This window comes from Phormidium sp. CCY1219, from assembly GCF_055795085.1.
In genome coordinates this window covers 1-17,039 of sequence record NZ_JAYFEQ010000357.1, presented here as the reverse complement: position 1 = coordinate 17,039, position 17,039 = coordinate 1, and the positions used below count along the sequence as shown (strand labels likewise).

Below are 17,039 nucleotides of genomic sequence, written 5' to 3'. Positions count from 1 at the left end.
CCAAGCCAAGTTCTGGATAGATTTCCAATTCAAATTTTTGGAGGTTTACTACCATGACCGTCATGGTAAGAGCAATTATCAGACCCGAAAAGAGTGCCGAAGTGATGAAAGCGCTCTTAGATGCAGGATATCCCGCCGTCACCAAAATCGAAGTATTTGGTCGAGGCAAACAACAAGGCTTAAAAGTCGGGAACGTGGTTTACGACGAGTTACACAAAGACTGCTTGCTCATCGTGGTTCCCGAAGCGGAAAAAATGCTAGTCATTCGCACGATTTTAAACACGGCCCGCACCGGCACGGAAGGGCAACATGGAGACGGCAAGATTTTTGTCAGCCCCGTGGAAGATGTTTACACCATCAGCACAGGTGCTAAAGAAAGTGCGGAGAAACCGAATTTAGTGACCGCCTAGGGCGTCACTCCTTTGTCCTCGGACATTGGCATGGAAAAGAAGGCTGGGGACAAAGGATAGCATTCGGATCGAATCCGACAGAGCGAAGATACGTTGTTTCCATACGATCGCCTAATATCGTTCCCGTCGGCGCGGGAGTGCTTTTCCCAAAGTGCGACATTAGGACTCTCGGTCAATCGTCGGATGAGATATTACACCTGGAGGGCATGGGTTGAAAACCCCGTGTTGAATGACAAATGAAAGAAGTAATGGCCGTTATCCGGCTCAACAGAATCAACGACACCAAACAAGCATTAGCGAAAGCAGGATTTCCTTCATTAACGGCACTCAAAGCCGTGGGACGAGGAAAAGAAGCCGTAGAGTTTGAAATCGTTCAAGCCCTAAACGAACATCCAAGTGAGACCAGCGAAGTGTTGCCCTTACTGGCAACTGGGTCTCGTCTGCTGCCCAAACGCTTACTCAGTGTCGTGGTGCCCGATGATAAAGTCGATCGCGTGGTTAGCACATTGATCGAAACCAATCAAACCGGCACCCCTGGAGATGGAAAAATCTTCGTCTTGCCCGTAGAAGACAGCGTGCGGGTGAGTACCGGAGAAACTGCAGAGTTAGCCATCAACGAAATGAAGGGCTAACATCCCAATCCCGCGATCGCCGAGTTCGGGCAACGCACAAATCAAGTCGGTAGAGTTCGGCGATCGCCTTACTAACCCCTGAAGTAATAGAGAGAAAGATAATGAGCGAGCATGATTCTGACGCCTTAAAATTGGAAAAGGCAAACTACGAAGTAGACCCCAAGGAAGTCACCGAAGAGATGGTGAGTCCCTATCCCGCCAAAGTCGTGAAAAAGCGAGCCAAGCACATTGTGATGCGCGATTCCTCCATCGAAGGACAGCAGATCGCCGCCAACGTGCGAACCGTTCCCGGGATTCTCAACACCAGACACTGCGCGTTTGCCGGATGTAAAGGGGTGGTGGTCGGCCCGTTCGGCGACACCCTACATATCGTTCACGGGCCGGTGGGATGTTCTTACTATACCTGGATGACCCGGCGCAACCAATATCGCACTCGCGAAGATGGCAAGAACTACATGAGCTATTGCGTCACCACCGACATACAGGACTCGGACATTGTATTCGGTGGCGTGAAAAAACTCCGCAAAGCGATCGAAGAAGGCTACGAAATCTTCAAACCCAATGCCATCACCGTTACCGCCACCTGTCCCGTGGGTCTGATCGGAGACGACATCCAAGCAGTGGCCAAAGAAATGACCAAGAAACTGGGAATTTCAGTCGTTGCCTTTAACTGCGAAGGATACAAAGGCGTTTCCCAATCCGCCGGACACCACATTGCCAACAATGGATTTTTCAAACATTGGATCGGCGAAGGCGAACCAGAGAGCGACGAAGAAATCGAAGGATTTACCGTCAACCTGCTCGGGGAATATAACATCGGCGGCGATGCGTGGGAAATCGAGCGCGTGTTCGACAAGTGCGGCATTAAAGTCATCAGCAAGTTCAGTGGTGACGGCAACTATGATGAAGCCAGCAAGGCACACTTTGCCAAATTAAACCTGGTCATGTGTCATCGGTCGATCAACTACATGGCGACCATGATGGAAACCAAATTTGGCATTCCCTGGACGAAAGTGAACTTTATCGGCGTCCAAGCCTTTGCCAAGTCCTTGCGGAAAATTGCCAGATTCTTCAATGACGAGGCTCTCACCCAACGGGTCGAGGAAGTTATCGCCGAAGAACTCGCCGAAACCGACGCGCAACTCGCCCCCTATCGCGAGCGTTTAACCGGCAAAACTGCGATTCTGTTTGTGGGAGGTTCCCGCGCTCACCACTACCAAGATTTGCTAGCCGATCTCGGCATCAAGACGATCGCCGCCGGCTACGAATTCGCACACCGGGATGACTACGAAGGTCGCGAGGTTCTGCCCACCATCAAGGTAGACGCTGACTCGCGCAACATTGAAGAAATCGAAGTAGAAGCCGACCCCGATCGCTACCGTCCCACCGCCGATCCGGAATGGATCGCACAACTAAAAGAAGAAGGTCTGCTAAGTCGGTACGAAGGCATGATCTCCGAAATGGGCGACGGTACCCTGATGATCGATGACATCTGTCATCACGAACTCGAAACCCTCATCAAGCGGTTCAAACCCGATTTAATCGGTTCGGGAATTAAAGATAAGTACGTCATCGAGAAATTCGGCGTGCCTTGCAAACAACTGCACAACTACGACTACGGCGGTCCGTTTGCCGGTTTCCGAGGTGCCGTAAACTTCGCCAAAGACATCGACATGCGGATCAACACCCCGGCATGGAAACTCGTCCAAGCCCCCTGGCAGAAGTAAGTGATGTAGCCGGGGAGACGGGAAGCGGGGGAAGCTTTCTCTCAATCGGTCAATCGGTTCCCCCCCGTTTCCTCTCCTCTCCGTCCTTAGCTCACCCAAACGCTTTGTTATTTCGCCCGCTTCAAATTTAAACGATCTCACCATTACGCAGGAGAAGTCAAATCATGTTAGAAGCAACCCCCAAGGAAATCGTCGAACGCTCAGCATTGCGGATTAACCCGGTAAAAACTTGTCAGCCGATTGGTGCAATGTATGCCGCTCTAGGCATTCACGGCTGCTTGCCCAACTCTCACGGTTCCCAAGGCTGCTGCTCTTTCCACAAGTCTCACCTCACGCGGCACTACAGAGAACCCATCATGGCCGCAACCAGCGCGTTTACCGAGGGTTCCTCCGTATTCGGCGGCGGTGCCAACCTGAAGCAAGCCCTCAACACGATTTTTTCCGTGTACGATCCGGAGATAGTTGCCGTCAGCACTACCTGTTTGTCCGAAACCATTGGGGATGATATCCCGACCTTCATTCGTCAAGCGCGCGAGTCGGGAGCGGTTCCGGAAGGAAAATATGTGATTCACGCCAATACTCCCAGTTATGTGGGGTCGCACATCACCGGCTGGTCGAATATGACCAAAGGGATGGTCACCTACTTATCCGCCAAAACCGAGACGCCGAATCAGAAAGTGAACGTGATTCCCGGTTATGTGGAACCCTCCGATACCCGCGCCGTGAAGCAGTTACTCGCACAACTAGAAATTCCGGCGATCGTGTTCCCGGATACCTCCGATGTGGTGGATACGCCGCAAACCTCTAACTTTAAGATGTACCCGAAAGGCGGCACTCCGATTCCCGATTTGATCGATACCGGCAACAGTAGCGCCACGATCGCCCTCGGCACCTTTACCTCCGAAGCCGCCGCCACCGCCCTGGAAAATAAATGCCAGGTTCCCGCTCGAGTGCTAGAACTGCCCATCGGCTTGCAAGCAACCGATCGCTTCGTGCAAACCCTGATCGAAGTCACCGGCGTCACCCCGCCCGAGAGCCTGAACGACGATCGCGGACGCCTGCTAGACGTGATGACCGACATGCAGCAGTACCTCTATCGCAAGCGCGTCGCAGTGTACGGCGATCCGGACCAGCTCATCCCCCTCACCGAGTTCCTGGTAGACTGCGGGATGCTCCCGGTATATGTCATCACTGGTAGTCCAGTGGGCAAGCGCTTCGAGAACCGCGTCAAAGAAATTCTCCAAGATAGCGTTCCCGATGCGATCGTCGCCGCCAATGCCGACCTCTTCTACCTGCACCAACTGATCAAAAACGAACCGGTAGACCTGCTGGTGGGTAACGAATACGGCAAGTATATCGCCCGGGATGAAGATATCCCGATTACCCGCTTCGGGTTCCCGATTCTCGATCGCGTGGGTCACAGCTACTTCCCCACCACCTGCTATTGGGGCGGCATCTATCTGCTCTCCAATATTTGCAACATCCTGCTCGAACGTCTCGATCGCGATGCACCGGACGAAACGTTTGAATTAGTTCGCTAACGTTGTTTTAGCCCGAAGAAGGATGAAATATCGCCCATTTCATCCTTCATTTCCTCCCATTTTTTCTTCATTTTTTATGCTTCAAGCACGAGGTGTATTATGAAAAAACCCACTCACCATATCTTCGTTTGTTCCAGCTTCCGACTCACTGGCGAAGCTAAAGGCGTATGTGAGAAAAAGGATTCTGCATCCTTGATCCAGTATCTGGAAGAAGAAATTTGCGATCGCGGTTTAGATGCCCTGGTATCTACCACCGGATGCATGAACCTCTGCAACAACGGACCAGTGATGATGGTTTACCCGGACAATTACTGGTACAAAGAAGTAGATGAAGAGGCGATCGATGAAATTCTCGATGCCCTGGAAGAGGGTCAAGCTGCAAAAGACCATCTGTTTGTCACCGCCTAAAGTTTACCGTTCATATATCCCTCAGTCAGAAGCCAGCATACCCTGACTTCTGACTTCCTTATACCTGAGTGTTTCTCATTTCCCTTTTCACGAGAACGCGAGGTTTTCACTATACTTTTCGTTCACAGGCGGAACCTGGGAACGAGAAAAAAAGCAAACTCTTGACTTCAATTGTAACATGGAAAACGTAATTTTCACCGAAAGAGAGAATCAAATTCACCGCAAAGGAAACCAGCCATTTGCATTAGAATGTAATAAAGAAAGTTTGGCCGGTGCGGTGAGTCAGAGAGCCTGCGTCTTCTGCGGTTCGCGGGTGGTGCTCTATCCGATCGCCGATGCGATTCACTTAGTCCACGGACCGATTGGTTGCGCCGCCTACACCTGGGATATTCGCGGCGCATTATCCTCCGGACCGGAACTGCACCGCCTGAGTTTTTCCACCGATTTGCAAGAAAAAGACGTTATCTTTGGCGGCGAAAAGAAACTCTATCAAGCCTTAGTCGAACTTATCGATCGCCATAATCCCAACGGCGCATTCGTGTATTCCACCTGCATTGTCGGCATTATCGGCGACGATTTAGAAGCCATCTGCAAGCGGGTCAGCCAAGAGAAAAACATCCCCGTAATTCCGGTTAAATCCGAAGGCTTTAAAGGCAACAAACGCGCCGGATATAATGCCGCTTGTCAGGCGATGTTCCGCTTAGTGGGAAGCGGCGACACCACCGGAATTTCCCCGCACAGCATTAACATTTTAGGCGACTTTAATTTAGCCGGCGAAATCTGGATTATCCGGGAATATTTTGAGCGGATGGGCATTGAAGTGGTGGCCAATATTACCGGGGATGGGAGAGTCGGCGATATCGCGCGATCGCATGGCGCAGCCCTGAATGTGGTACAGTGTTCCGGGGCAACAATGGACTTCGCCAAATTAATGAAAGAAGACTACGGCACCCCCTTCTTGCGCGTCTCTTACTTCGGCGTCGAAGATATGGCGCAAGCCCTTTACAAAGTAGCACACTTTTTCAAAGATGACCCGGAAATTCTGCAACGCGCGCAACAATTAGTCCGGGAAGAACTCTCCATTTTATATGCTAAACTGCAAGAATATCGCCAAGACCTGCAAGGGAAAAAAGCGGCGATTTATGTCGGCGGCGCATTTAAAGCCTTTTCCCTGGTGAAAGCCTTCCGCCTGTTAGGAATGGATGTGGTGATGGTAGGGTCGCAAACCGGCACCCATGAAGATTACAAAGAATTGCACGAAGTCACCGACGAAGGCACAATTATCGTGGATGATTCCAATCCCCTGGAATTGTCGGCATTTCTGAAAGAAAAAGATGTAGATATCTTTGTCGGCGGTGTCAAAGAACGACCGATCGCCTATAAACTGGGATTGGGTTTTTGCGACCACAACCACGAACGCAAAGAAGCCTTAGAAGGATTTGTGGGAATGCTCAATTTTGCCAAGGAAGTGCATTCTACGGTAATGTCTCCCGTGTGGCGGTTCGTTCCTCGCCGGGAAAAGCGGCACAAACTATCCGCCAGCGAATAAGCTTCACAGGGTGCGTCAGCGCCCGGAAAATCACCCCCGATTATTGTTTGTCGATACATTAGAAAAACAGGAGACGATCGCGTGAAATCCACCACAAAAACTCCCACTCCGTCTTACGTTTCCACCACCAACGCCTGCAAGCTTTGCAAACCCCTCGGCGCTTGCATCGCGTTTCGCGGAATCGAAGGATGCGTGCCCTATTTGCACGGTTCCCAAGGATGTGCCACCTATATGCGGCGCTACATCATCAGTCACTTTCGCGAACCCATCGACATTGCCTCATCCTCACTGAGCGAGAAGCATGCGGTGTACGGTGGCGGTCCGAACCTGAAAAAAGGCATTATCAACGTCATCAACAAATATAATGCCAAAGTGGTCGGCATTGCCACCACCTGTCTCACCGAAACCATTGGCGATGACGTGCCGATGCTGCTGAAAGAATTTCGTCAGGAAGTGAGTGCGGAACATCTGCCCTTGTTAGTGAATGTGTCTACCCCCAGTTATAGCGGGACGCACATGGAAGGATTCCACGCCACAGTGAGAGCGGCGATCGACCAATTGGCAGGAAAGCAAGAAACCGCAGAAACCACCCCCATCAATCTGCTTCCGGGATTGGTTTCCCCCGGGGATATCCGACATTTGAAACAAATTCTGGAAGACTTTCACATTGACGGGATTGTGTTGCCCGATATTTCGGAAACCTTAGATGCACCGGCCCAGTTAGACTACGAAAAAATTCCGGAAGGGGGAACGGCGATCGCCGACATTCAACGCATGGGAAATGCGCGGGCTACCCTGGAATTCGGACGCACCCATTGTCTGTCCAAATCCACCGGCGGTAAACTGTTAGCCTCACGCTTTCAAGTTCCCCATTTTCCCCTCGGTTTGCCCATCGGATTGCGCGAAACCGATCGCTTTTTTGCCACCCTCGAAGATGTCTGCAACACCGCAATTCCTCGCAAATACGAATTAGACCGAGGGCGGTTAGTCGATGCCTATGTAGATTCCCATAAATACCTATTTGGCAAAAAAGCCGTGGTTTACGGCGAAGAAGATTTAGTAGTGGGAATGACCGCATTTTTAGCCGAAATTGGCATAGTGCCGGTGCTGTGTGCCACCGGTGGAAAAAGCGGACATTTAGCCGAAGCGATCGCCGCCGTCACCGATGACATTTTATCCGCCCCTCCCCTGGTTTGCGAAAACATCGACTTTTACGAAATTGCCGAACAAATCGAAACCCTCGCACCGGATTTGCTCGTCGGAACCAGCAAAGGCTATCCCATCTCCCGCAAACTCAATATTCCCTTAATTCGGGTTGGATTTCCGATTCACGATCGCTTCGGCGGACAACGAACCCTTCATCTCGCCTATGGCGGTACCCAATCCCTACTCGATACGATTGTCAACGCAATTATCGAGAAAAAACAAGCCGATTCCCCCATCGGTTACGGCTACTTGTAATCGGAAATACTGGCAGTTTGACTGCCTCCCAATTTTTGGCACCATCATTGAGAAAAAAAACCATGACAGTTACGATTAATTTCGAACAACACCCCTGTTTTAATGCCAAAGTCAAAGGACAATTTGGCCGCGTCCATTTACCCGTTGCCCCGCGCTGTAACGTGCAATGCAACTACTGCAATCGCAAATATGATTGCGTGAATGAAAGCAGACCAGGAGTCACCAGCACCATCCTGTCCCCACCGCAAGCGCTGTATTATATGGAGCGGGTTTTGGAAAAAGAACCGCGCATCACAGTAGCCGGAATTGCCGGACCGGGAGATCCATTTGCCAACCCGGAAGAAACCCTCTCCACCATGCGGTTGCTGCGGGAAAAATACCCCAATTTAATTTTATGTTTGGCCACCAATGGACTGGGTTTAAGACCAGAATACATTCAAGAAATTGCCGAAATTGGCGTGTCTCACGTGACGGTGACAATTAATGCGATCGACCCAGAGATTACCCGCCAGGTTTACCGCTGGATTCGCGATGACAAAACCGTGTATCGCGGACGCAAAGGTGCGGAATTATTGCTAGAACGGCAGTTAAATGCGGTGAAAGGGTTAAAAGCTGCCGGGGTGGTGGTGAAAATTAACTGCATCGTCATGCCGGGAATTAACGACCATCATGTGGTAGAAGTAGCGCGGACAATGGCAGAATTAGGGGCAGATTTGTTTAATGCAATGGCCATGTATCCCACCCCAGATACCCCGTTTGAAGATATCCAGGAACCGGATTCTTTGATGATGGCAAAACTTCGCAAGGAATGCGAGCAATATTTACCGCAAATGCGCCATTGCACCCGCTGTCGCGCCGATGCAGTGGGACTGCTAGGGGCAGACCAGTCGGAGGAATTTCACGGCTGTTTGATTGCTTGTTCTAAGAAAATCGTGCCGTTGGAGTCGAAAAATCGCCCTTATGTGGCGGTGGCATCTTATGAAGGAGTGTTGGTAAATCAGCATTTGGGCCAAGCGGAACAATTCCAGATTTGGGAAAAGACCGACAGCGGGTTTAAAATGGTGGAAGAACGCATCGCACCAGCACCCGGAACGGGATTTGAACGGTGGCAAAAAGTGGCGGATTTATTGCACGATTGCAGGGCGGTTTTGGCCACCAGTATGGGGGATAATCCGAAGGAAATTCTCTCTAAGTGTGGCGTGTTGCCGGTGGAAATGAGCGGCTTTATCCAGGAAGGATTGCAAGCGGTGTATGACGGCGGGGATTTGACGAAACTGAAGGGCAAACGCCCGGTTGTCGGTGCCGTGAAAGGCGGCGGTTGTAGCGGCGATGGGTTAGGTTGCGGGTAATCTTGTTGTTGCGATCGCTTTAGTATAAGTTCCGCCTTGTTGTCGAGTTCGGTTATCCCAACAACGACTCGGGCGGGCTTTTTTTCTCGCTTTATCGTTTTCTCGTTCCCCGCATCTCCTGGGAACGAGTCATAGTCCTTGTCATGCGGACGCAAGCCTGCCTAGGCGCGATTTCAATCCCCCGGTTTGCTCGTCATTCACACCGAGGGCAAGTGCGATCGCCGCAGGAGGCGTTGCCACAAGTCCGCATCGGTGAAGTCCGCGATCGCCATCCCCGCGCCCAGGTCGAGGAGTTTGTGCGGGTCATGGGTGGTGGCAACCCCAATGGTATAAATGCCGGCTCCCACTGCAGCGCGTATCCCGGCGGGAGAATCTTCAAAGGCGATCGCCCCTGCAGGAGAAATCCCTAACTGTTCTAAGGCCAAGTTATAGGGGGTCGGATCGGGCTTGCCAATTGGCGCATTTTCTGCTAGCACCTTCACGTCAAAGCGATCGCCTAACTGCAACACCTCGAGCATAAATTCCACATTCTCCGGGGGCGCATTGGTCACTAGGGCGCGCTTCACTCCCCCTTCTTCGGTCCAGGTCAGCACATCGTCAAGTCCCCCTAACCGTTCCAGTTGGGTGCCCAGTTGGCGAAAGCGGGCTTCTTTTTCCTCCGCTACCCGTTTCCCCGCTTCTGGGGACAGTTGCGGCAAAATGTCTTGCACGATTTCGCCATTCAATCCGCCGCTAATTCGCGACTGGTAAAATGCTTTATCGATGTCCATCCCATAGTCTTTTAAAAGATCCTGCCAGGTTTGGAAGTGTATCGGATCGGTATTCGCCAGGGTACCATCTAAATCGAAAAGAATTGCGGCGATTGTCATGTTTGCCGGAACCTGTAGACTAAGATTAGCCACAAACTTATCCCTCGGGTAGAATGATAACCTGCCAGCTTTCCGTGGAAAGTATCGGTGGGTTCACCGTGGCACTGGTCAAGTCGATTTTATGGTAGCATAAATGGGAATTACAAAGGCGTTTGCAATTCTGGTACCCGTTCCGGAAGTCCACCTCGTTTCGGGGATGGAAACTTGCGAGAGCGAGGGAAAAGTGGCCTTTGGCAGCGATGCTTGGGAATTGTTTCGCCAAGTGGATGAAATGAGAAAAGGCCAAGCGGTAGAAGTCTTTATCTACCCCTCCCATTCCGATTCCGATAAACCCCTGCAGATGTCCGCCGCATGGCATGGCATCTATGTGGGTCACATCCCCTCTCGCCGAGGCCGATATCCTGGGGATAAGCGCTTCCGTCCCGCTTCTACGCAAACCGATCGCCCCAATTGGGCCGTGTTTTGGGAAATCGAAAGTCTCAGCGAAGTTCCCCTGAGCGAACAATTGCAATTGGGTGACTTTCGCATGCTGGTGACGAATAAGCGCTCAAATGGCGATCGCCGACATCTCCCTCACGGTCCGGTTTTGATTCAATATCCGTGAGCTATCCTCCCTCGGCATCGCCGTTTTCCCTCCCGCTTTTGTTCTCTTCCTCTCCCCGATAGCTGTAACCGATTGACAATTGGTGATGGACGAGGCACTCTGCACTCTCCCATTGTCCATCACCAATTGATCTCCGGCAATTTCGGCCAAAATTTCAGGGCGTGATGGATTGACTTTGATTCCAGAGTATGATACTCCCCCGCACTCTCTCGCCCCACTCGCGAGTGAGGAACGTGACATATGAAAGCGCCTCGAGTTTTGCTACAATTCTTTACCGTGCCCCACCCGTTCCCAAGTCACCCGGTTAGGGCGATCGCGTTGCAAAACCCTGGTTCGCGATTTAATTTTTGATTAGAATCTCAGGAGTCGATTGTCAATTTATGTACGTCATGGTATATTCAGACGGAGCCTCACGGCGCAATCCAGGCCCAGCCGGTGCAGGAGCGGTGTTAACCGACGAGCGCGGCGAAGTCCTTTACGAAGTCTGTCAGTATTTAGGGCAAACCACCAACAATCAAGCGGAATACAGCGCCGCCATTCTCGGCTTGGAAAAAGCCCTAGAAATCGGAGCCACAAAAGTGCTTTTAAAAGCGGATAGCCAACTGCTCATCAAACAAATCAACGGGGAATATCGCGTCAAAAATCCCGACCTGAAGCCCTTGTACGAAAAAGTTATCTTTCTGCTCGATCGCTTCGACAGTTACGACCCTCCGCAACACATTCCCCGCCAGCAAAATCATCTCGCCGACGCCCAAGCTAATCGCGCGATCGACGAACAAGCTTTCGCCTAGGTCTTTTTCCGGTCAGCATATCACAGATTGACAATTTTCCAATCAAAAGGCCGAGGGTGGCGGTTTTTTGCCCAAATAGAGCGTTGGCTGGGCATTGTTACCTACCCCGGCCCTGGGCATCGCGAAGCAAGCAATGCCCACCCTACAACTGGGGAAAGAGTTTTGAACGAAATCGCCAAATTGGCAACACAGTGGCGCATAGCGTCGTCTAGAGTAAAGATAACTCAAAGGTTACAGCCAGAGGTCGAGGAGAGCAAACTCGGGGGTTGACATCTGCCAACCGCTTTGCTAGAGTAAGCTTAAATCGGCATACATTCTATTTTTCCAGCAATTTTTCTCATGTTTAACCGCAGCAACTACTTTTATTTTTGGTTTACGCAGGTTCACCGGCGGTGAATACCATCTCGCATGGAAACGCCCGGTGAACCGCAGAAGCAACTCTGCGGTTTTTTTGTTGCTTAACCTTGTATTCATATCGAGGCAAATCCGATGAAGACCTATCCCGCGAACAACTGGTTTTTTGGCTTTTATTTTTGGCTCAGAAAGAGTTCTGGGTAGGTTTTGCCATGCAAGGATAACGCCTCCGCCCGGAACTCGAAACAGGTTCCGGGCTTTTTTTTCGTTCATTTCGTTTGTAATTCCAAGGAGAAACACCATGAAAAACGCCAAACTCGCACTTTCCGAAAAAACCCAATCCCCCACCGTCATTCAAATCGGCGATCGCGCCACCGTGGGGGGCAAAGACCTGTTGATTGTCGGCGGGCCTTGCGCGGTGGAAACCCTAGAACAAATGCAGCAAGTCGCCCGCCATCTGTCCGAAGCGCCGGTGCAACTGTTGCGCGGTGGTATCTACAAACCCCGCACCTCCCCCTACTCTTTCCAAGGTTTGGGAGATGCGGGGTTAACAATTTTGTCCCAGGTCCGGGAAGAGTCCGGGATTCCCACCGTTACCGAGGTGATGTCCATTTCGCAAATCGAAGGGATTGCGACCCACGCCGACATGCTGCAAGTGGGGAGTCGCAACATGCAAAACTTCGATTTGCTCAAAGCATTGGGCCATGCGGGCAAACCAGTCTTGCTGAAGCGCGGACTCGCCGCTACCCTCGAAGAGTTCATCGGTGCTGCCGAATATATTCTCAGTCACGGCAACCCGAATGTGGTACTCTGCGAGCGGGGGATTCGCAGTTTCGATAGTTACACCCGCAATGTGTTGGACCTCGGGGCCGTGGTGGCGCTCAAACAGTTGACTCACTTGCCAGTGATTGTGGATCCCTCTCACGCAGCGGGCAAGCGAGAACTGGTGCCCCACTTGACCCGCGCCGCGATCGCTGCCGGTGCTGATGGGGCGATCGTGGAATGTCACCCAGAACCCGACAAATCTGTGTCCGATGCCAGACAGGCCCTTTCCCTGCCGGAAATGGTAGAATTGGTGGACAGTCTGCGCCCGATCGCCGCCGCTGTGGGACGTGGCGTACCAGTGGCGCAACCCGCGAGGGCATTATCCGTGGCATAACCACACCGATGCCCACACCGTGCAACAAACGCGAAATGCCCCAGAGGCGGGGTTTCGCGTTTGTGGATTATTTGATGTTTTTTCCAGGGGGAAACATGGCATTTAGTTTAAATCAGGTGGTTCCTTGGGGGCGATCGCTGAAGGAATATCGCAAAATGTTTAATTTGACTCCCGATGAGCTACAATTAAATATTCTCGACTGTGCCGCAGGTCCGGCTAGCTTCAACGCACAACTGACGGCGCAAGGCACTCGGGTGATTTCCTGCGACCCCCTGTATGAATTTAGGGTGGAACAAATTGGCGAACGCATCGCCCACACCTATGTGCAAATTATTCAAGAACTGCGTAATAATCAAGAATACTACATTTGGAAAACTTTCAGCTCCCCCGAGGATTTGGGAGCGGTGAGAATCGCTGCAATGGGGCAATTTTTGCAGGATTTCCCCCAAGGCATTTCCGAAGGGCGCTACGTCACCGCCCAGTTGCCCCAATTACCGTTTCAAACTCAGGAATTTGAGTTGGCCCTTTGCAGCCATTTTTTGTTCAGCTATTCCGAGTTTTTCTCCCAAGCGTTTCACCTGCAGGCGATCGCCGAATTGTGTCGCGTCGCCCGGGCAGTCCGCATTTTCCCCTTGTTAACCATTGCCGGCGACCCTTCCCCCTATTTGACCCCAGTGATGGAGTCTCTCTCATCTCAAGGGTATGGACTGGAAATCCAGCCGGTTGCTTATGAATTTCAGCAGGGTGGCGATCGCATGCTGCGCGTCCAACCGCCTCCCCAAGGGTGAAAAAGCAGGCGATCGCGGGGGTGAGGCGGGTCTGCAGTGGGACTGGAGTGCATCCCTGGGGCAAGTTTCGGGAACTTCACCCCAGGGAGATGGCCAATATATTGGCAATCTCCAACTTTCAGATGATATAACCGAGAAAGGAATTACTCCCGAAATCTTCAGGGACATTGTTAAACGGGAGATAGCGAATTCCAGGGGGAACTTTTCTCCCGCTTCAGTATCGATTCCAGTGACTCTCCTTTTTACTCACTCAGACCCTTACATTTTATGAAACCCACATGACTAAGATATTTGGCGACTTCATCGACGAACTCCCCTCCGGCACGGAATACTTAATATTGGGTTTTTCGCCCCACTCGATTCCGCTCAAGCAGCGCTGGCGTAACAATGGTTTATCTGCCGATTTTCTTGCCGATTACTTTACCACGTTCTTTCCCGGGGAAGAAAAAACCGAGGCAGGGTTTAGCAAACAAGCAGAAATTCAATGTGCCGTGAGTTATATTGTCAATGAACTGTTAGAAAATGCGATGAAATTCAGTCAGGAAACATGGCACTATCCGATTAGCATTAAATTGGTTCTCAGTTGCGATAAAATTGTGTTCGTGACCACCAATGCACTGACCCCGCACCATCAGGATAAATTGCAGAGTTTTATTAAAAAAATGCAGTGTTCCGACCCGCAAGAGTTATATATTCAACAGTTAGAAAAAAATGCCGCTGACGAAAGTCATAGCAGTTCCGGGTTGGGGTATTTGACCATGCTCAACGATTATGGGGCGAAAATTGGCTGGAAATTTGAATCCCTGGAGAGCAAGGATGACATCGAATCCGTAACCACAATGGTACAGATTGAGGTATAGTGGTTGCCAAAGAAGGGCAACCCCGGGGGATGGGACGATCGCCAATGCCAGACGCTTGCCCATTCACTGCCTCGGGCAATTATAACAATGCGTTACCCTCGAGCAGAGTCGCGATCGCCCCCTCAGAGGACGCCACTTAGCGGAAACCTGGCGTTTGCGGTAGTAGAACCCGCAATTTTCCCCTTTGACCCCAATCTGTTTTATGTTAAAACGGGTCTGTTGAGGTAGGTTGAGGTAGGTTCGCCAATCCTTCTCTCCCCCGGTTCATAGAAAACTGACAACTGAGTATGGAAATCAAAACCGACGACTATCGCATTTCGTACGATACGGACACCGCTACGGTTAATTGCCAGGGTTCCTTGCGACTCAGTGGCATGGATGAATATGCCCCCATCGTGGAATTGCTGGAAGCGGCGATTAACCAAGAACCGCCGATTATGACGCTTAATTTGCAAGAATTGGATTTTCTCAATAGTTCCGGGATCAATGTCTTGTCCAAGTTTGCGATTAAGGTGCGCCAGAAAAAAACTATTGATTTAGTAGTAAAAGGGTCGAAGGATATTCTTTGGCAAGGCAAGTCGTTAAAGAATTTACAACGGCTGATGCCTTCGTTAACCTTAGAATGGCATTAAAGAAGTGAAAAACAGTTAATTTGCATAAAGTTCCGGCATGAGCCAGGGAGGCTCGGCACCGAGAAGCGGCTTTTTGACCCGATGAAATTGGTTATAGAGCCTCAAAATTACGGTCGGGGAGGCTGGGCGAGCAGAGAGAATTATGCAAATTAGATGTATCGGAGACCGAGAAAAGCCGGGACGGTTAATCCCCGCAGATGCGATCGCCCCCGGGTGCAACCTCCACACCCAAACTCCCAATCCTCGAAGCTCAGGATTGCACGGAAAAGCGGGTGTAGGTGATAATGAAAAAGCTCCCCCAATGTTGGGTTGGGTCTCAATTTGAGGAAAACTACGCCATAGGGAGATTTCTGGCACAATACAACCAGAAGAACTTGCACGGCGGGGTGCAACTGCTCTGTAAGGCGCGCCAGGAAAGGTGAAACCAGTGGCTAGCCCAAGGGCGCTTCCCAGGGGATTCGTTGGGACTCCCGCCGCAATTTCGAGCGCATCTGCACTTGAGAGGGGTAAACGGCGCGCTTATCTGTCATTATCCGGTGTCGGTAAAGGAAAATCACGGGCTATGTGGGACCACAATACAACTCGAGAAGAACTGCTAATCGAGCTAAAAAAACAGCGACGGGAGCTAGAACTTGTCAAACAGGAAAAAGCCGATTTAGAAATTTTGCTGGAAAATACCACAGCACACTGCGATACAGTGGAAGCAGAGCTATTGAAAGCGAAAGAAGTGGCGGAAGTGGCGTCTAGGGCGAAAAGCGAGTTTTTGGCAAATATGAGTCACGAACTTCGCACCCCCTTGAATGCAATTTTAGGTTACACGCAATTGATGCTCGAAGAGGATGAGGATCTCGACGAACAGCAAAAGCAGGATATTGCTAAGATTAATCAGTGCGGAGAGCATTTGCTGACGTTGATTACGGATATTCTCGATATTGCGAAAATTGAAGCGCAACGACTGGAGTTGGAGTTGAGTAATTTTGATTTTCCGGCGTTTGTTAGCAATGTTAGCGATTTATTCGAGATGCGGGCGTCGCAAAAAGCGATCGCGTTTAACTATCAGGTGGTGTCTCCCCTTCCCCACGGAATTCGCGGCGATCGCAAGCGCTTGCGGCAAATTTTGCTCAATTTGCTCAGCAATGCAGTTAAGTTCACCGACGAAGGGGGTGTGACGTTTAAGGTGGGGTATGCGATCGATGGCGAGTGGGCGACGCCAAACGGTCATCTTTCCTCCGAGGGCGAGATAGAATCCCCTGTGGGCCGCAAAATCCGCTTTCAAGTGGAAGATACCGGCTGTGGTATCCAACCAGAATTGTTGCACGATATCTTTTTACCGTTTCATCAGGTGGGGGAAAAACACCGTCGGATGGAAGGAACTGGGTTGGGATTGGCGATCGCTAAAAAATTAGTCGAACTGATGGGCGGCGAATTGCACGTTATCAGCAAAATTGGCGAAGGAAGCACCTTTTGGGTAGATTTGGAACTCGAAGAAATTGCCGGCTGGTCCGAAGCAACCCAACTGCATCTGAGCTATTAAACCCCCCCCGCCACCTGCTTCCTTCGCCCCTGCTTTACCCCTCGGGTGGGCCTGTTCCCCCACCCACTGTGATTCCCCACCCAATCCCCTTTTTTACCCACAGAAATCATCCCCAATCCGGTTGATATTGCCAAAGCTAGTTTGGCTCTACCAAATTTGTTATGCTAAACTAACAGCTAGGAACAGGGAATGGGGAACAGGGAACGGGGAACAGTTCAATTAGGAACGGGGAACAGGGAACGGGGAACAGTTCAATTCAGAAAATTTATCAAAATGTCAGAGATTAATGATTTTAAAGACTTGAGAATTTGGCAAAAAGGTATGGAAATTGCAGAAAAATGCTATTTTCTGACTAATCTTTTCCCTAAACA

Annotated in this window: 17 protein-coding genes; 15 read left to right on the top strand and 2 right to left on the bottom strand. The window is 50.9% G+C overall.

Going from position 1 to position 17,039, the window contains the following annotated elements:
* Positions 1 to 53: 53 nt before the first annotated feature.
* The 8 genes from AC0QH1_RS06735 (at position 54) to nifB (ending at position 9,077) form a co-directional block, all read left to right on the top strand.
* The gene (locus tag AC0QH1_RS06735) at positions 54 to 410 is read left to right on the top strand and encodes a P-II family nitrogen regulator (protein WP_324630202.1); all 357 of its coding nucleotides are present in this window, start codon (positions 54 to 56) and stop codon (positions 408 to 410) included.
* 236 nt (positions 411 to 646) lie between these two features.
* The gene (locus AC0QH1_RS06730; RefSeq protein ID WP_324630200.1) at positions 647 to 1,042 is read left to right on the top strand and encodes a P-II family nitrogen regulator; all 396 of its coding nucleotides are present in this window, start codon (positions 647 to 649) and stop codon (positions 1,040 to 1,042) included.
* Between the two features lie 101 nt (positions 1,043 to 1,143).
* Entirely contained in the window at positions 1,144 to 2,769 is a 1,626-nt protein-coding gene (gene nifD, locus AC0QH1_RS06725) for a nitrogenase molybdenum-iron protein alpha chain (protein ID WP_324630198.1), read from the top strand.
* 164 nt (positions 2,770 to 2,933) lie between these two features.
* Positions 2,934 to 4,310 carry a nitrogenase molybdenum-iron protein subunit beta gene (gene nifK / locus AC0QH1_RS06720; RefSeq protein ID WP_324630197.1) on the top strand — a complete coding sequence of 459 codons (1,377 nt, stop codon included), beginning with the start codon at positions 2,934 to 2,936 and terminating at the stop codon, positions 4,308 to 4,310.
* Between the two features lie 99 nt (positions 4,311 to 4,409).
* Positions 4,410 to 4,718, top strand: coding sequence for a (2Fe-2S) ferredoxin domain-containing protein (locus AC0QH1_RS06715; protein WP_324630196.1), 309 nt, complete (start codon positions 4,410 to 4,412; stop codon positions 4,716 to 4,718).
* Positions 4,719 to 4,896: 178 nt separating this feature from the next.
* Positions 4,897 to 6,267 (top strand): nitrogenase iron-molybdenum cofactor biosynthesis protein NifE, encoded by a 1,371-nt coding sequence (gene nifE, locus AC0QH1_RS06710; protein WP_324630195.1) that lies wholly within the window; start codon positions 4,897 to 4,899, stop codon positions 6,265 to 6,267.
* 81 nt (positions 6,268 to 6,348) lie between these two features.
* The gene (locus AC0QH1_RS06705) at positions 6,349 to 7,728 is read left to right on the top strand and encodes a nitrogenase component 1 (protein WP_324630194.1); all 1,380 of its coding nucleotides are present in this window, start codon (positions 6,349 to 6,351) and stop codon (positions 7,726 to 7,728) included.
* Between the two features lie 62 nt (positions 7,729 to 7,790).
* A complete protein-coding gene (gene nifB, locus AC0QH1_RS06700; RefSeq protein WP_324630192.1) occupies positions 7,791 to 9,077 on the top strand; it encodes a nitrogenase cofactor biosynthesis protein NifB in 1,287 nt (428 codons plus the stop codon).
* A gap of 197 nt (positions 9,078 to 9,274) precedes the next feature.
* Here nifB and AC0QH1_RS06695 read toward each other — a convergent pair whose 3' ends face one another.
* Entirely contained in the window at positions 9,275 to 9,979 is a 705-nt protein-coding gene (locus AC0QH1_RS06695) for an HAD family hydrolase (RefSeq protein WP_324630190.1), read from the bottom strand.
* Positions 9,980 to 10,079: 100 nt separating this feature from the next.
* On the opposite strand from AC0QH1_RS06695, the gene AC0QH1_RS06690 reads away from it, so the two are divergent.
* The gene (locus AC0QH1_RS06690) at positions 10,080 to 10,550 is read left to right on the top strand and encodes a hypothetical protein (RefSeq protein WP_324630189.1); all 471 of its coding nucleotides are present in this window, start codon (positions 10,080 to 10,082) and stop codon (positions 10,548 to 10,550) included.
* A gap of 380 nt (positions 10,551 to 10,930) precedes the next feature.
* Entirely contained in the window at positions 10,931 to 11,341 is a 411-nt protein-coding gene (locus tag AC0QH1_RS06685) for a ribonuclease HI family protein (RefSeq protein ID WP_324630188.1), read from the top strand.
* Between the two features lie 288 nt (positions 11,342 to 11,629).
* Here the strand turns inward: AC0QH1_RS06685 and AC0QH1_RS06680 are convergent, their stop codons facing one another.
* The gene (locus AC0QH1_RS06680) at positions 11,630 to 11,968 is read right to left on the bottom strand and encodes a hypothetical protein (protein WP_324630187.1); all 339 of its coding nucleotides are present in this window, start codon (positions 11,966 to 11,968) and stop codon (positions 11,630 to 11,632) included.
* Positions 11,969 to 11,996: 28 nt separating this feature from the next.
* On the opposite strand from AC0QH1_RS06680, the gene aroF reads away from it, so the two are divergent.
* From aroF to AC0QH1_RS06655, 5 genes are all read left to right on the top strand, one after another.
* Positions 11,997 to 12,854, top strand: coding sequence for a 3-deoxy-7-phosphoheptulonate synthase (aroF, locus tag AC0QH1_RS06675; protein WP_324630186.1), 858 nt, complete (start codon positions 11,997 to 11,999; stop codon positions 12,852 to 12,854).
* A 95-nt stretch (positions 12,855 to 12,949) separates the two neighbouring features.
* Positions 12,950 to 13,642: an SAM-dependent methyltransferase gene (locus AC0QH1_RS06670; RefSeq protein WP_324630185.1), complete on the top strand. Its 693-nt coding sequence runs from the start codon at positions 12,950 to 12,952 to the stop codon at positions 13,640 to 13,642.
* A 278-nt stretch (positions 13,643 to 13,920) separates the two neighbouring features.
* Complete coding sequence (locus AC0QH1_RS06665) at positions 13,921 to 14,502, top strand: slr1658 family protein (protein ID WP_324630184.1); 582 nt, start codon at positions 13,921 to 13,923, stop codon at positions 14,500 to 14,502.
* A 287-nt stretch (positions 14,503 to 14,789) separates the two neighbouring features.
* Positions 14,790 to 15,134: a slr1659 superfamily regulator gene (locus AC0QH1_RS06660; protein ID WP_324630183.1), complete on the top strand. Its 345-nt coding sequence runs from the start codon at positions 14,790 to 14,792 to the stop codon at positions 15,132 to 15,134.
* Positions 15,135 to 15,696: 562 nt separating this feature from the next.
* The gene (locus tag AC0QH1_RS06655) at positions 15,697 to 16,668 is read left to right on the top strand and encodes a sensor histidine kinase (protein ID WP_324630182.1); all 972 of its coding nucleotides are present in this window, start codon (positions 15,697 to 15,699) and stop codon (positions 16,666 to 16,668) included.
* Positions 16,669 to 17,039: the final 371 nt, after the last annotated feature.